The 13,959-nt window shown below is 66.7% G+C and carries 14 protein-coding genes and 1 riboswitch; of the genes, 8 read left to right on the top strand and 6 right to left on the bottom strand.

What is annotated here, in order from left to right; genetic code table 11:
* Positions 1–5 precede the first annotated feature (5 nt).
* On the bottom strand, positions 6–1,721 hold the full coding sequence (locus tag NJ1_RS07590; RefSeq protein ID WP_067689407.1) for a GMC oxidoreductase: 1,716 nt from the start codon (positions 1,719–1,721) through the stop codon (positions 6–8).
* A gap of 175 nt (positions 1,722–1,896) precedes the next feature.
* On the opposite strand from NJ1_RS07590, the gene NJ1_RS07595 reads away from it, so the two are divergent.
* The 7 genes from NJ1_RS07595 to gcvP all read left to right on the top strand — a co-directional run bounded on the left by NJ1_RS07595 (position 1,897) and on the right by gcvP (position 9,058).
* Entirely contained in the window at positions 1,897–2,508 is a 612-nt protein-coding gene (locus NJ1_RS07595; protein ID WP_067689410.1) for a CDP-alcohol phosphatidyltransferase family protein, read from the top strand.
* 69 nt (positions 2,509–2,577) lie between these two features.
* Entirely contained in the window at positions 2,578–2,976 is a 399-nt protein-coding gene (gene gcvH / locus NJ1_RS07600; RefSeq protein ID WP_067689413.1) for a glycine cleavage system protein GcvH, read from the top strand.
* A gap of 202 nt (positions 2,977–3,178) precedes the next feature.
* Positions 3,179–3,652: an oxoglutarate dehydrogenase inhibitor Odhl gene (gene odhI / locus NJ1_RS07605; protein ID WP_067689416.1), complete on the top strand. Its 474-nt coding sequence runs from the start codon at positions 3,179–3,181 to the stop codon at positions 3,650–3,652.
* A gap of 44 nt (positions 3,653–3,696) precedes the next feature.
* Positions 3,697–4,452, top strand: coding sequence for a transcriptional regulator FtsR (gene ftsR / locus NJ1_RS07610; RefSeq protein WP_157573833.1), 756 nt, complete (start codon positions 3,697–3,699; stop codon positions 4,450–4,452).
* 98 nt (positions 4,453–4,550) lie between these two features.
* On the top strand, positions 4,551–5,024 hold the full coding sequence (locus tag NJ1_RS07615; RefSeq protein ID WP_067689422.1) for a bifunctional nuclease family protein: 474 nt from the start codon (positions 4,551–4,553) through the stop codon (positions 5,022–5,024).
* 286 nt (positions 5,025–5,310) lie between these two features.
* The gene (locus NJ1_RS07620; RefSeq protein ID WP_067689425.1) at positions 5,311–5,877 is read left to right on the top strand and encodes a MerR family transcriptional regulator; all 567 of its coding nucleotides are present in this window, start codon (positions 5,311–5,313) and stop codon (positions 5,875–5,877) included.
* Positions 5,878–5,951: 74 nt separating this feature from the next.
* A riboswitch (glycine riboswitch) is annotated at positions 5,952–6,045 on the top strand.
* Between the two features lie 178 nt (positions 6,046–6,223).
* Positions 6,224–9,058 (top strand): aminomethyl-transferring glycine dehydrogenase, encoded by a 2,835-nt coding sequence (gcvP, locus tag NJ1_RS07625; RefSeq protein ID WP_067689428.1) that lies wholly within the window; start codon positions 6,224–6,226, stop codon positions 9,056–9,058.
* Between the two features lie 213 nt (positions 9,059–9,271).
* Here the strand turns inward: gcvP and NJ1_RS07630 are convergent, their stop codons facing one another.
* The 5 genes from NJ1_RS07630 to NJ1_RS07650 form a co-directional block, all read right to left on the bottom strand.
* Positions 9,272–9,685 (bottom strand): DUF7144 family membrane protein, encoded by a 414-nt coding sequence (locus NJ1_RS07630; protein WP_067689430.1) that lies wholly within the window; start codon positions 9,683–9,685, stop codon positions 9,272–9,274.
* Between the two features lie 118 nt (positions 9,686–9,803).
* Positions 9,804–11,477 (bottom strand): VWA domain-containing protein, encoded by a 1,674-nt coding sequence (locus tag NJ1_RS07635; RefSeq protein ID WP_067689432.1) that lies wholly within the window; start codon positions 11,475–11,477, stop codon positions 9,804–9,806.
* A 119-nt stretch (positions 11,478–11,596) separates the two neighbouring features.
* Entirely contained in the window at positions 11,597–11,872 is a 276-nt protein-coding gene (locus NJ1_RS07640; RefSeq protein WP_084477854.1) for a WhiB family transcriptional regulator, read from the bottom strand.
* Positions 11,873–11,910: 38 nt separating this feature from the next.
* Positions 11,911–12,456 carry an HNH endonuclease gene (locus tag NJ1_RS07645; RefSeq protein WP_067689434.1) on the bottom strand — a complete coding sequence of 182 codons (546 nt, stop codon included), beginning with the start codon at positions 12,454–12,456 and terminating at the stop codon, positions 11,911–11,913.
* A gap of 57 nt (positions 12,457–12,513) precedes the next feature.
* The gene (locus tag NJ1_RS07650) at positions 12,514–12,699 is read right to left on the bottom strand and encodes a hypothetical protein (protein ID WP_067689436.1); all 186 of its coding nucleotides are present in this window, start codon (positions 12,697–12,699) and stop codon (positions 12,514–12,516) included.
* Positions 12,700–12,959: 260 nt separating this feature from the next.
* Between NJ1_RS07650 and NJ1_RS07655 the strand changes: the two genes are divergently transcribed.
* Positions 12,960–13,904 carry a LysR family transcriptional regulator gene (locus NJ1_RS07655; protein ID WP_067689438.1) on the top strand — a complete coding sequence of 315 codons (945 nt, stop codon included), beginning with the start codon at positions 12,960–12,962 and terminating at the stop codon, positions 13,902–13,904.
* Positions 13,905–13,959 lie beyond the last annotated feature (55 nt).

A 13,959-nucleotide genomic window follows, 5' to 3' on the forward strand; every position in this document is an offset into this window, starting at 1 on the left:
ATCGCTCAGTGGAGCTGATCGGACCGATCCGCATGCCTGCCGAACTGTTGCACCGGGAAGATCGGCAGTCGCAGCGCGCCCGGGGCGGCATCGGGAACCACCGCCTGATTCGGAGCGACCGGGCTGATGCGCCGGTACCGCAGTCCCAGTTCCGGGCGAGTGTCGGCCTCGTGCCGGTTGGGCCAGAACGCCATCGCGCGCTCGGCCTGGGCGGTGATGGTCAGCGAGGGATTCACGCCCAGATTCGCGGTGACCGCGGAACCGTCCGCGATGTGCAGGCCCGGATGCCCGAAGACGCGCTGGTACGGATCCACCACACCGGTTTCGGGCGTCTCGCCGATCACACAGCCGCCGATGTAGTGCGCGGTCGCCGGGATATTGAACACATCCATGACCAGGCCGTGCACATCGCCGTCGACCTTCTCGCCGAAGCGGCGGCCGACCTCGTGCGCGAGCGGAATCCAGCTCGGATTGGGTTCACCCGTGCCCGCCCGCGTCTTGAGCTGTCCCCAGCGCCGGAACGAGGTCAGCGAGTTGTCCAGCGACTGCATGACCAGCAGGATCACCGACTTCTCCGAGGCCCGGCGGGCGTTCAGGCAGCGCGCGAACACCAGCGGATGCACGATCATCGCCAGCAGGAAGCGCAGGAATCGGAACGCGCCGCCGTCCACGATCGGCACCGACATGGGGAACAGCGCGTTCTGGCCCTTGCCGTAGTGGCAGACCTCCACGTGCGTGTTCGGCTCGGGATGGATGGAGGAGGTGATGGCGATGCCCTCGGCGAAATCGGCGCGCTCGCGGCTGACCACGTTCAGGATGGCCTCGGAGTTGGAGCGGGTCAGCTCACCCAGGCGCGGGGACAGATTCGGCAGGATGTGCTCGTCGCGCATCTTGTGCAGCAGCTTCTGGGTGCCGAGCGCCGCGGCGGCGAAGACCACCTGCTCGGCGGTGAATGTCTTGCGCTGCTTGCGAACCCAGCGATCCGAGCGGGCCGTCTCGAGCGCGTAGCCGCCCCCGGTCATCGGGCGCACGCTGGTGACCGTCGTCAACTCGAAGACCGTCGCGCCCGCTTGTTCGGCCAGATAGAGGTAGTTGGTGGGGGTGGTGTTCTTGGCATTGTGCGGGCAGCCGGTGAAGCAGCGCGCGCAGTGGATGCAGCCGCTGCGGCGCGGGCCCACTCCGCCGAAGTACGGATCCGCGACCTCCTCGCCGGGGGCCTCCTCGTTGAAGAACACACCCACATTGGTGGGGTGGAAGGTGTCCTCGACGCCGAGATCCTTTGCGACGGAGAGGATCACGTCGTCAGCGGGGGTCATCCGCGGATTGGGGGCCACGCCCAGCATGCGCTGGGCCTGGTCGTAGTACGGCGCGAGCTCGGACTTCCAGTCGGTGATGTGCGCCCACTGCCGGTCGGTGTAGAAGTCCGGCAGCGGCTCGTACAGGGTGTTGCCGTAGATCAGGGATCCACCGCCCACGCCGGAGGCGGAGAAGACCGCGCACTTGCCGAGCACGCTGATCCGCTGCGGTCCGGTCAGGCCGAGCTTGGGGGCCCAGATCGATTTGCGCACATTCCAATTCGAGCTCGGAATGTCCTCGGCGTTCCAGCGGCGACCGGATTCCAGCACGGCGACCCGGTACCCCTTCTCGGTCAGACGCAGCGCGCTCACACTCCCGCCGAAGCCGGAGCCGATCACGACGACGTCGTAGTCGAAGTCGGGCATGGTTGTTCCTCTCGCAGGGCCGAACGATCGGTCGCGGGCTGAGCGACCGATGAGAAAGTTTCCGGGTTATTCTCTCACTGACTGAATGTGGTCGCGACCATATCTTTTCCGTCCGCCCCCAGGCGGGCGGCGTGCCCGGATGGTGGCGTCGCGGCGAGTGAGGTAAGACCAGGTTGTGACAACCGAGCCGAGCACCGATCCGGTCTACAGCGACCGTATCCTCACCGTGCCCAACGTGCTGAGCTTGATCCGGCTGATCGGCGTGCCGGTTTTCCTGTGGCTGCTGCTGGTCGAGAAGGCCGACGGCTGGGCCTTCGCGCTGCTGATCGCCAGCGGCTTCACCGATTTCCTCGACGGCAAACTGGCCCGGCTACTGGATCAGTCCTCGAAACTGGGCGCGATTCTGGACCCGCTGGTGGACCGGCTGTATCTGCTGGCGACCCTGGGCGGCTTCCTGATTCGCGGCATTCTGCCCTGGTGGGTGGTGCTGATCCTGGTCGCCCGGGACCTGGTGCTGTTCCTGGTGCTGCCGATCTACCGACGCCGCGGACTGCCTCCGCCGGAGGTCATCTATCTGGGCAAGGCCGCCACCTTCGCGCTCATGTCCGCGCTGCCGTGGACGCTGGCCGGCCAGATGGATTGGGCCGCCGCAGGTTTCAGCCGAGCCTTCGGTGGGGCATTCCTGGTCTGGGGCACGGCCGTCTACGTCTGGACCGGCCTGCTCTACCTGGGCAAAGCCATTGCCATCGCACGAGCGATACCGGCCGCGCCGCACGAAGATCGCTAGCCGATAGGGTGTGGGGCATACGGATCGACGTCGATCCCGAGAGGAACGCCCGTTGAAAGGAATCCGCCTGTGAGCGACCTACCCGAGGAACTGCGCTATTCCGAGGAACACGAATGGGTACGCACGCTGAGCCCGACCCGGGTGCGGGTGGGCATCACCGACTACGCGCAGTCACAGCTCGGTGACGTGGTGTTCGTGCAACTGCCCGAGGTCGAGAAGGATTCGGCCACCGGGGACAGCATCGCCGAGGTCGAATCGACCAAGAGCGTGTCCGACATCTACGCGCCGATGGCCGGGAAAGTCGTTGCGGTGAACGAGGTTCTGACCTCCGAGCCCGAGACGCTCAACACCGACCCCTATGGTGACGGATGGATCTTCGAGCTCGAGGTGGACTCCGCCGAAGCGCTCGAATCCGCACTCGATGGTCTGCTCGATGCCGCAGGTTATCAAGGAGTTATCGGAGGCTGAAGCAGCCTTCACAGTTCTACCTGCACGGGTACGCCCTGGCAGGGTACGGTCAATGCCAACAGATGTGCCGGCAGCCGGTGCCCGGGCTCGAGAACGTTTTTCGAGAGTCCGGACCTGCCCGAGGCGGGGAGCGGCCGGTGGCCGTATCGCTGAAGGCATCAACTGCTTGCATGGATTATTCGGTTCGAGGAGGAGAGCAAGGGTGAGCGAGAACAAGGACCCGGGTTACCAGGAGACGGCAGCCGAGACCACTTCGGTGTTCCGCGCCGATTTCCTGAACGAGGTCGACACGTCGCGCACCGAGCAGACCGGCGAGCAGCCGGTGCAAGGAGTCGAGGGTCTCCCCGCGGGCGCGGCACTGCTGGTTGTGAAGCGGGGCCCCAACGCGGGTTCGCGTTTCCTGCTCGACCAGCCGACGACTTCCGCGGGACGCCACCCCGACAGCGACATCTTTCTCGACGATGTCACCGTCAGTCGTCGCCACGCGGAGTTCCGCCAGGACGACGACACCTTCCAGGTTGTCGATGTGGGCAGCCTGAACGGCACCTACGTGAACCGGGAGCCGGTGGATTCCTCGGAGCTGCAGAACGGCGACGAGGTGCAGATCGGCAAGTTCCGTCTCGTATTCCTGACCGGCCCGCGCCCCGCGTCGAGCGAGGCAGCGGGCACGCTATAGGACTTACGGGAATGACTGGCGCAGCGCAGTGGACTCGCGGGGGAATGTCGATCGGCTCCGTGCTGGATTTGCTGCGTCCGGACTTTCCGGACATCACCATCTCGAAGATTCGATTCCTCGAATCGGAGGGACTCATCAGCCCGGAGCGCACGCCCTCGGGTTATCGCAGGTTCCATATCTCCGATGTGGAGCGGTTGCGGTTCGTGCTGACGGCTCAGCGGGATCAGTACCTTCCGCTGAAGGTGATCAAGGAACAACTCGAAGCGATCGACAGCGGCGCTGCCACGCTCGGGGTGCGGGAACGCGAAGCCCGCGCCCGAGCGGCCGCAGTGCCCATCGATACCGGAGCCCCCAACGGGGTGAGCCGCTTTCGGCGGCTCGGTGTCGTGCCAGGTGAGGTGTCGCCCGAGGAACTCCGGTTCGATCACGAGATCCGGATTCCACGGGCGGACCTGCTGTCTCAGGCCGGAATCGACGAGAAGTTCCTCACCGAACTGATTCGCGCCAACCTGATCACGCCCGGCGCTGCCGGGTATTTCGACGCCGACGCGGTGACCCTGGCCCGCACCGCCAAGGCTTTGAGCGAATTCGGTTTGGAGGCAAGGCATTTGCGTGCCTTCAAACTGGCCGCGGACCGAGAGGCCGCGATGGTCGCGCAGATCGCCGCACCCATCGCGAAGAGCCGGGACGCGGACGCCCGAGCCCGTGCCGAGGAGACCGTACGTGAGTTGGCGGCACTGTCGCTGACACTGCACACGTGCCTGGTGAAGACCTCGGTGCGCGCTTCGCTCGGGGGCTGAAATCTTCGCTTAGACTCGGTGATACGGCCGACTCGAGGGCAGGTCTGGCGGCCGGCGAGTATGGGAGGCAGGGCGATGAGCGCTAGCGAGGCACGGTCATGAGCGAAATGCGTGTGATCGGCATTCGTGTCGAGCAACCACAGAACCAGCCCGTGCTGTTGCTCCGTGAGGTGTCCGGCGACAGGTATCTACCGATCTGGATCGGGCAGGCCGAGGCGACCGCGATCGTTCTGGAGCAGGAAGGCGTCACGCCCATCCGGCCACTGACCCACGATCTGATCAAGATCCTGATCAAGGACTTGGGCCACACCTTGAAAGAGGTGCGGATCGTGGATCTGCAGGAGGGCACCTTCTACGCGGATCTGGTGTTCGAGAACGATTTGCGAATTTCCGCACGGCCGTCCGATTCGGTCGCCATCGCGCTGCGGGTCGGTTGCCCGATCTACGCGGAGGAGCCGGTGCTCGAGGAAGCCGGTCTCGTGATGCCGGACGAGCGCGAGGACGAGGTCGAGAAGTTCAAGGAGTTTCTCGAATCCGTGTCGCCGGACGACTTCAAGGCGACGGACAGCTGAGAAGTTTTCGGCTCGGCGCCCGGCCCTGTTGCCGCCGCGTGACCCAATAGCGTTTCGGATTTGGCCGGTCGCTTGGGCGGTTCGTCCCACTCTGTACCGATTCCGTGACGGATCCGTGTCTCGACCTTAGGTTTAGGTCTAGAAACACGCGCGTCGCCAAGCTTGGTGACTGCCGATTCTGTCGGGAGAATCAGGGGAGTAGCCTCGATTGTTAGGCCACGTTCCAGGTCGCAGTTTCGGATCACAGGTATGGGTCGCGATAGGCATGGCAGCAAGGGAGTAGTCAGTGGGAGATCAACCGCAACCTCAGGATGTGGTGCAGCCAGGGCTGTTCCCCGACGACACGGTGCCGGACGAACTGGTCGGCTACCGGGTTCCCAGCGCCTGCCAGGTGGCCGGGATCACCTATCGTCAGCTCGATTACTGGGCTCGCACGGGACTGGTCGTACCGTCCATTCGCAGCGCCACGGGGTCCGGCAGCCAGCGGCTGTACTCGTTCAAGGACATTTTGGTCCTCAAGATCGTCAAGCGGCTGCTCGACGCCGGCATCTCGCTGCAGAACATCCGCATCGCCGTGGATCATCTGCGCAGCCGGGGTGTCGAGGATCTGGCCGGCATCACCCTCTTCTCCGACGGCGCCACGGTCTACGAGTGCTCCTCCCCGGAGGAGGTCGTGGACCTGCTCCAGGGTGGTCAGGGTGTCTTCGGCATCGCCGTCGGCGGCGCGATGCGCGAGCTGACGGGGGCGATCGCCAGCTTCCCGGCCGAGCGCGCCGAAGCGGGCAGCACCACCGAGCGCCCCGAGGACGAGCTGTCCTTCCGGCGCAAGGCACGCATGAGCAAAACGGGGTAGCCCGACACCTCCCCGTGTGAAATCAACCCAGGCAACATTCCTGTAACCGGCGGCGCACTACACTGTGGGTGCGTCGCAGCCGTGCGGGAGAGTCTCGGGTAACTCCGGGCGCCGAAGGAGCAGCACCTCTCCGTCAATCTCTCAGGCACAAGGGACCGTGCGGAGTTTCGGCGCCTCTGGAAAGTGATGGTCTCGAGCCATCCGCCCATGGTGAAAGGACACGGCACCGCGTTCACGAGACGCGGTCGCCGCGAGCCGAATCTCTCAGGCGCCAACGACAGAGGGGGAGGGCTGACGTCGCGTCGATCCTCGGGATCGACCCCCGCCCGAACCCCCTGGAGCTTTCGTGTCTCGTTCCTTCGCCGACCGCCACATCGGACCCGATCCGGGCGAACTCGAGCGCATTCTGCGCGTCGTCGGCACCGAATCGCTGGACGATCTCGCCGCGCGCGCCGTGCCCGCGAGCATTCTCGACACCGCCGAGGGCAATGGCCTCGACGCGCTTCCGCCCGCGGCGAGCGAGCACGAGGTGCTCGCCGAACTCGCGGCCCTCGCCGGCTCGAATACGGTGGCCACCACCATGATCGGGCTCGGGTACTACGACACCCTGACCCCGCCGGTGCTGGTGCGCAACCTGATCGAGAGCCCGGCCTGGTACACCGCGTACACGCCGTACCAGCCCGAAATCAGCCAGGGCCGCCTCGAAGCGCTGCTCAATTTCCAGACCATGGTCTCGGATCTGACCGGGATGGACGTGGCGAACGCGTCCATGCTGGACGAGGCGACCGCGGCGGCCGAGGCGATGACGCTGCTGCAGCGCGCGAACCGATCGAGCAAGTCGCAACGACTGCTCATCGACAGCGATCTGTTCCCGCAGACCCGCACGGTGCTGTTCACTCGCGCCGAGCCGCTGGGCATCGAGATCGTCGAGGCCGATCTGGCCGGCGGCGAACTGCCCGAGGGTGAATTCTTCGGTGTGCTGGTGCAGCAGCCGGGCGCCTCGGGCCGGATCGTGGACTGGGCTCCGGTCATCGAGGCGGCGCACGCGCGCGGCGCGCTGGTCGCGGTGGGCGCGGATCTGCTCGCGCTGACCATGATCACGCCTCCCGGTGAGCAGGGCGCGGATGCCTGCTTCGGCACCTCGCAGCGCTTCGGCGTGCCGCTCGGCTTCGGCGGACCGCATGCCGGATACCTCGCGGTGCGTACCGCGCACGCGCGTCAGCTGCCGGGCCGTCTGGTCGGCGTCTCGGTCGACGCCGACGGCAACACCGCCTACCGACTCGCACTGCAGACCCGTGAGCAGCATATTCGCCGCGAGAAGGCGACCTCCAATATCTGCACCGCACAGGTGCTGCTGGCCATCGTGGCCGCCATGTACGCCTCGTACCACGGCGCGGACGGGCTGCGCACGATCGCGCGCCGGGTGCACGGGCACGCGCAGTGGCTGGCCGCGGGCCTGGGCGACGCGATCGTGCACCAGAGCTTCTTCGACACCGTGCTGGTGCACGTGCCGGGCGGTGCGGAGGCCATCGTCGCCAAGGCGAAGGGGCAGGGCATCAACCTGCACCTGGTGGACGCGGATCACGTGAGCATCGCGTGCGACGAGGCGACCACCGACACCCATGTCGTGGCCGTGCTCGACTGCTTCGGCGCGGAGATCCCGGTGGGCCCCGAGGGCGCGCTGTTCCACGGAAAGCTGCGCCCGCACATCGAGAATCGCACCTCGGAGTACCTGACCGCGCCGGCGTTCACCCGCTACCGCACCGAGACCGCGATGATGCGCTACCTGCGCGCGCTCTCGGACAAGGACGTCGCGCTGGACCGCAGCATGATTCCGCTGGGTTCGTGCACGATGAAGCTCAATGCCGCGGCCGAGATGGAATCCATCACCTGGCCCGGATTCAATCGCGTGCACCCGTACGCGCCGGTAGAGGACGCTCCGGGCCTGATCCGGTTGGTCGAGGACCTCGAGGGCTGGCTGTGCGACGTCACCGGATACGACCGAGTCTCGTTGCAGCCCAACGCCGGTAGTCAGGGCGAGTACGCGGGGCTGCTCGCGATCCGCCGGTATCACCTCGATCGTGGTGACTCGCACCGCGATACCTGCCTGATCCCCTCCAGCGCGCACGGCACCAACGCCGCGTCCGCGGCCATGGTCGGCATGCGGGTCGAGGTCGTCAAGACCCGCCCCAACGGCGACGTCGACCTGGACGACCTGCGCGCCAAGATCGCCGATCACGCCGATCGCCTGGCCTGCATCATGATCACCTACCCGTCCACGCACGGCGTGTACGAGCACGAGGTCGCCGAGCTGTGCGCCCTGGTGCACGATGCCGGTGGTCAGGTCTACGTGGATGGCGCGAACCTGAACGCGCTGGTCGGGCTGGCTCGACCGGGCCGATTCGGCGGCGACGTCAGCCACCTGAACCTGCACAAGACCTTCTGCATCCCGCACGGCGGCGGCGGTCCGGGCGTGGGCCCGGTCGCGGTGCGCGAGCATCTGGCGCGGTACCTGCCCGGTGATCCGCTCGAGGCGGGCTCGCACGCGGTGTCCGCGGCCAAGTACGGGTCGGCCTCGATCCTGCCCATCACCTGGTCCTACATCCGCATGATGGGCGCGGACGGTCTGCGCCGCGCCACCCTGACCGCCATCGCCTCGGCCAATTACATTGCGCGGCGGCTGGATCCGCATTTCCCGGTGCTCTACACCGGCGACAACGGCATGGTCGCGCACGAGTGCATCCTGGATCTGCGCGAGATCACCAAGCGCACCGGCGTCACCGTGGACGATGTGGCAAAGCGCCTGGCGGACTACGGTTTCCACGCTCCGACCATGAGCTTCCCGGTGGCGGGCACCCTGATGGTGGAGCCCACCGAGAGCGAGAACCTCGAGGAGGTCGACGCGTTCATCGACGCCATGATCGCCATCAAGGGCGAGATCGATCAGGTCGAGGCCGGGGTCTGGCCGGTGCAGGACAACCCGCTGCGGGGCGCGCCGCATACCGCGCAGTGCCTGGTCGGCGAATGGGATCACCCGTACAGCCGCGAAATCGCCGTCTACCCGCAGGGGGTGGGCGGTGCGCGCGCCAAGGTCTGGCCGTCGGTCCGGCGGATCGACGGCGCGTACGGCGACCGGAACCTGGTCTGCTCGTGCCCGCCGATGGACTCGTACGCGGAGTGAGGCGGAGTCGTATCTGAACAGCGGGGTCGCACCTGAACAGCGGGGTCGTACCTGAACAGCACGGTCGTACCTGAACAGCAGGGTCGAACCCGAACAGCAGGTCGAACCGAACAACGCAGCGCCCGAACGGAATCCGTTCGGGCGCTGCGTTATATCGGGCGCTGCGTTATGTCGACGGATGTCGCAGCGGGCCGAGTCTCCGCCGGGCTCCGGCTAGGTCGTGGCCGGCTTCCAGGTGGCGATAGCCCAGATGACCACCACGTCCAGGGCGATGATCAGCAGGCTCCACGCCGGGTAGTACGGCAGCCACAGGAAGTTCTCGATGATCGAGACCGCGGCCATGACGATCGCGGCGACCCTGGCCCACGTGGCGCCGGTCATCAGGCCGATGGCGACCAGGACCACGAGCGCGCCGACGATGATGTGGATCCAGCCCCAGGCCGAGGTGTTGAACTTGTAGATGTAGTCGTTGGTGCCGACGATCAGCAGATCGTCGTCGCGGGCGGCGGAGATGCCCTGCAGGATCGAGAGCACTCCGATGACCAGGAACAGCACCGCCGCCGCGATGGAGGCGCCGGCCGCTATTCCCTGTTTGACCGGGCTTTCGGTGCCCGTGGTGTGTGCCATGGTGAGACCCCTTCGATTGTCGATGAAGCGTCACTGGACTCGTGAACGAGTCCTAACTTCTTCGAATCTCCCATGACCGACCGGTAAGTTTGTGACGACATGCCGGAGTGATCGCAGCTCAGGGGGTCGTCAGCGCCTGTGATACCGCGGTGCCGAAGGGCAGGCTGTTGGTCGCGGTGACCTTGGTGTAGGTGCCGCCGGTGCGCTGGGCCAGGGTCTGCAGGGTCTGGGTCCCGGAACCGCCGACCACGATGACGTCGACCCGGATCGGATGCGCCGGATCGGTCGCGGCGGCGATATCGGCGAGCAATTGATCGCCGGTGACGGTGGAGTCGTCCTCGGGTCCGTCGGTGATGAGCAGGATCGAATTGGTGCGCGAGGCGGCGTAGTTGCCGATCACCCCGCGATAGGCCGCCTCGATGGTGGGGTAGGCCCGGTCCGGCTTGGCGGTGCTCGCGGTGACGGTGCTCAGCGCCTGTCCGACGGCGGTGCGCTGGGCATCGGTGAGCGGCGCGGTGGGTACGGCGACCTTGTACGGGGTGTCGCCCTCGAGGCTCTTGGCGTAGGTCCACACTCCGAGCCCGAAGTCCGGCGGCATCACGCCCATCGTGGACTGCAGCGCCGCAACGGAATTCGCGAGCCGGGTCAGCGATCCGTCGGTGGTGCCCATCGAGGAGGAGACATCGAGCAGGACCGTCGCGGAGACACCGAGGACCGGGTGGGCGAGCACCTGCTGGACCTGGGTCAGGGCCGCTTTCGGCCCGATGCCCGAGGTCGCCGGGGGAGCGGCGCCGAAACCGTTGTCGGTGAACAGCTTCGACTGCTCGGGTGCGCGCAGGAAGTCGGCGAACAGGCCCGCGGCCAGGTTCTGGGTCTGATCCACCCAGGATCCGGTGAGTTCCGCGGCGGGGTAGTCGGCCACGGGACCGTTCCCGGTGGGGCGGAAAGCGGTGAGGCCGTTGTGGGCTTTGATTTGCTGCTCGGTAGCGGCTACCGCGTGCACGGGGGCGCCCGCATCCGGTGCGGCGGCCAGCGCGGTCAGCGCGGCGGCGGTGTCGGTGGCGGTGGGCGCGCCCGCGGCCAGATTGGAGATCGCCGAGACCGTCTGCCCGGACTTGGCGGCGTTCTCGTCGAGCGGGTCGGTGCCCGAGACGCCCGAGCCGACAGCCGTCGCGACCGCGAGCGCGGCATCGCCCGGCGGCAGGGCCAGGCGCAGGCCGTTCCACGAGCCGAGGCCGATATCGCTCAGCGAGCCCTGCTGGTATTTGGGCAGATCGGCCCAGTGCGCCTGCGCGCTATCGAGGGCGCGGCGCAATTCGTCCGGCACCGCCAGCGCGATCGGGCTGAGCGCGATCGGTGCGGGCGTACCCGCGATCAGACCGGGCACCCGCATGAGCTCGACCGAGCGCACCGAATCCGGAATCCACAGCGCGGGCTGGGGTCCGAGCGCCGGGTCCCAGGCCTTGCCCGAGGCGAGGGCCGCGACCATGGCGGTGGAGGGTTGCGCGGTGACCGCGACCACGGCGCAGTGGTCGCGCACGTGCGGCGCGGTGGCATTGAATCGGTCCGCGGCGGTCTTGACCAGGGCGGCGATATCGGGATCGGCGGTGACGTCGAGCGTGGTGGTGCCCTCGACGCAGGCGGCCGCGGCCGCGATGTCCTTGTCCTTGGACCGTTCCTGCAGAAAGAACCAGCCGACGACTGCGAGCGCTAGCACGATCACCGCCGCCACGACGATAACCGGTCCTTTGCTGATGCTTCGTGATCGGCCTTCGGCGCGATGAGTACCCACGGGCGCAAGTGTATGTTCAGCCGAAATTCTCCACCTGTGCCGGACGGTCACGCGAGACAGGGTTATCGGAGAAAGGGAAATCGGTGAGCGCCGCCGGGGCGCTCACCGATTTCCCTCGTTCATTCGCGAATCATCTTGCCGCGGTCGTACTCGTGCCCGCCCCACACACCGGACTGGCCGGTGCGCGAAGCGAAGTCACCGCACTCGCGGCGAATGGGGCAGCCGTCGCAGATACGCCGCGCGTATTCGAAGTCCTGCGACGGGTAGGGGAACCACGCCTCATGGTTGGGATCGCCCTCGCAGGCGGCGTGCTGCCAGGCGTTGGTCGAGTCGGAGATGGGGAGCAGTTCCGCGAGGGTCTGCTCCTGAATCTCCTGCACTGCGGTATTCGTCATCGGGTCTGCTCCTTTCGCTGCCGATCACGGTGCTTGTCTCACCCCGCCGCGGCGAGGTCCTTCCAGATCTGTCGCTGGCGCTTGGCCAGTTCGTCGGGCGCCTTGGGCTCCCACAGCAGTCGCATGCCGGCCTCCTCGGGAGTCCGGTCCGCCTTGCGGCTGTTGCACGGACCGCACGCGGCGATCAGGTTGGCCCAGGTGTTCGGGCCGCCCCTGGAACGCGGGCGGATGTGGTCCACGGTGCGGGCCCAGCCCGAGCAGTACCCGCAGCGGTAGCGGTCGCGCCGCAGCACGGCCGGGAGGGTGGCGCGGCTCTCGTCGTGCACGAGTACCCGGTGCTCGAGGTAGACGTATCGCGTCAACCGGATGGTCTCCGGCAGGGCGATCTCGACGTGCTTGGAGCGGATCGGGAACTCGGGCCGCCGGTCCGAGACGGTTTCGGCGGTGCCGCTCAGCAGCAGCACCACCGCACGTTCGGCGTTGATCTCGGTGAGCGCCTCGTAGGAGGCGTTCAGTACCAGAACACCGGCGTGGATCCAATTGTCGGAGGTTATGTGAGGGTCTTCGGCGTGACGGAAAGCCATGGGAGTCACCATGTTTCGAAAGAGAGGAAGAAGAACAGGAAGCGAAGGGCGGTAGGTCTAGGCGCCGGCCTGGAGGCGGTAGGGCCGATCGGTGCCGTGCTCGTAGCGCGCGCTGCCGCCGACGAGTAGCACTCGCGCTCGGGCTGTCGCCGGGTTCTGCTCTCGGTGCGTCGGTTCCACTGCCGCCTCCTCCTTCCTGCTGGTCACGACCTCGGGGGTCGGTTCATCGTCGTCGAAACTCATGGTGGCACAACGTACATACCGTTGTCGGCTCATTTTTCGCCGTCCAGGTACAACGAGCGGCCGCGCGCCTTTATTCCGATGAGATGGGAATCACGTCCGGTTACCGCGAGTGGGCGGACCGGCTCAACTAGCATGGAGCGGCTGTCTCCGGGTGGGATTCACTGGTACGCAACCGAATCGGGGGCAACTGTGCGGCTTGGATTCATCACCGGTTATCTGCCGTGGCTACCGTGGCAGGTAGCTCGGAGGGAGCCGGCATCATGGAGTTCCGACATCTGGTTTCGTTCATCACCATCGCCGAAGAGTTGCACTTCGGCCGCGCAGCGCAGCGCCTACATCTCACTCAGCCAAGCCTGAGCGCCCAGCTGCAGAAACTGGAGAAGTCGCTCGGGGTACAGCTGGTCGCACGGAACTCGCACGAGGTCCGGCTCACCGCGGCCGGTCGGGAATTCGAACTTCAGGCCCGCCAGATCGTCGCGCAGGTCGACCGGGCCGCACGGGCGGCCAAGGCGACCGCGGAGGGCCGCTCGGGAACCCTCAGCATCGGATACAACCTGCCCGCGAGCAGGCATGTGCTGCCCGACACCCTGGTCAAGATGACCGAACGCCACCCCGACATCGTGGTGTCGCTGTGGGAGAAACGCACGGGACCGCAGCTGACCGGTCTGGCGGACCGTTCACTGGACATCGCGCTGGTCTACGGCCATCCCAGCACCGCGGAGTTCCGGTATCGGCGACTGCTGCACCGGGTCCCGCTGGTCGCGGTGGTCGGTCGGCGGCACCGCTGGGCCGATCGGCCGGGTGTGCCGTTCGCGGAGCTGGCGAGTCAGGAGTGTGTGCTGTTCGCGCGCGAGCAGTGTCCGGCGATGTACGACGCCATCTTCCGCTCGGCCGCGCAGACTCGGATATCGCTCAACGTGGCGCATCACGCCGACGATCCGGGTGCGACGGCGCACATGGTCTCGGTGCGCCCGCTGGTGGGCTTCGCGTCGCTGCCCCGGGCGGTGTCCATGGGAATGGGCGCACCCGGCAGTATTTCGGCCGCGGTGAAACTATTGGATCCGGTTCCCACTCTGGATTTGTATGCGGTGTGGCGTTCCGACGATACGAATCCCGCGGTGGCCGCGTTTCTCGATTGCATGGAATCCGCGGAACCCGCACAGCTCGATGATGCCCGGGAAGATGTCGTCGGTGCTATTCGATAGACAATGACTTTCGCGCGGTAGGAATGGCGACCCGGGCGGCGACGAGAATGATTGT

Origin of the sequence: Nocardia jejuensis NBRC 103114 (genome assembly GCF_001613145.1) — a bacterium.
Classification (GTDB): Bacteria; Actinomycetota; Actinomycetes; order Mycobacteriales; family Mycobacteriaceae; genus Nocardia; species Nocardia jejuensis.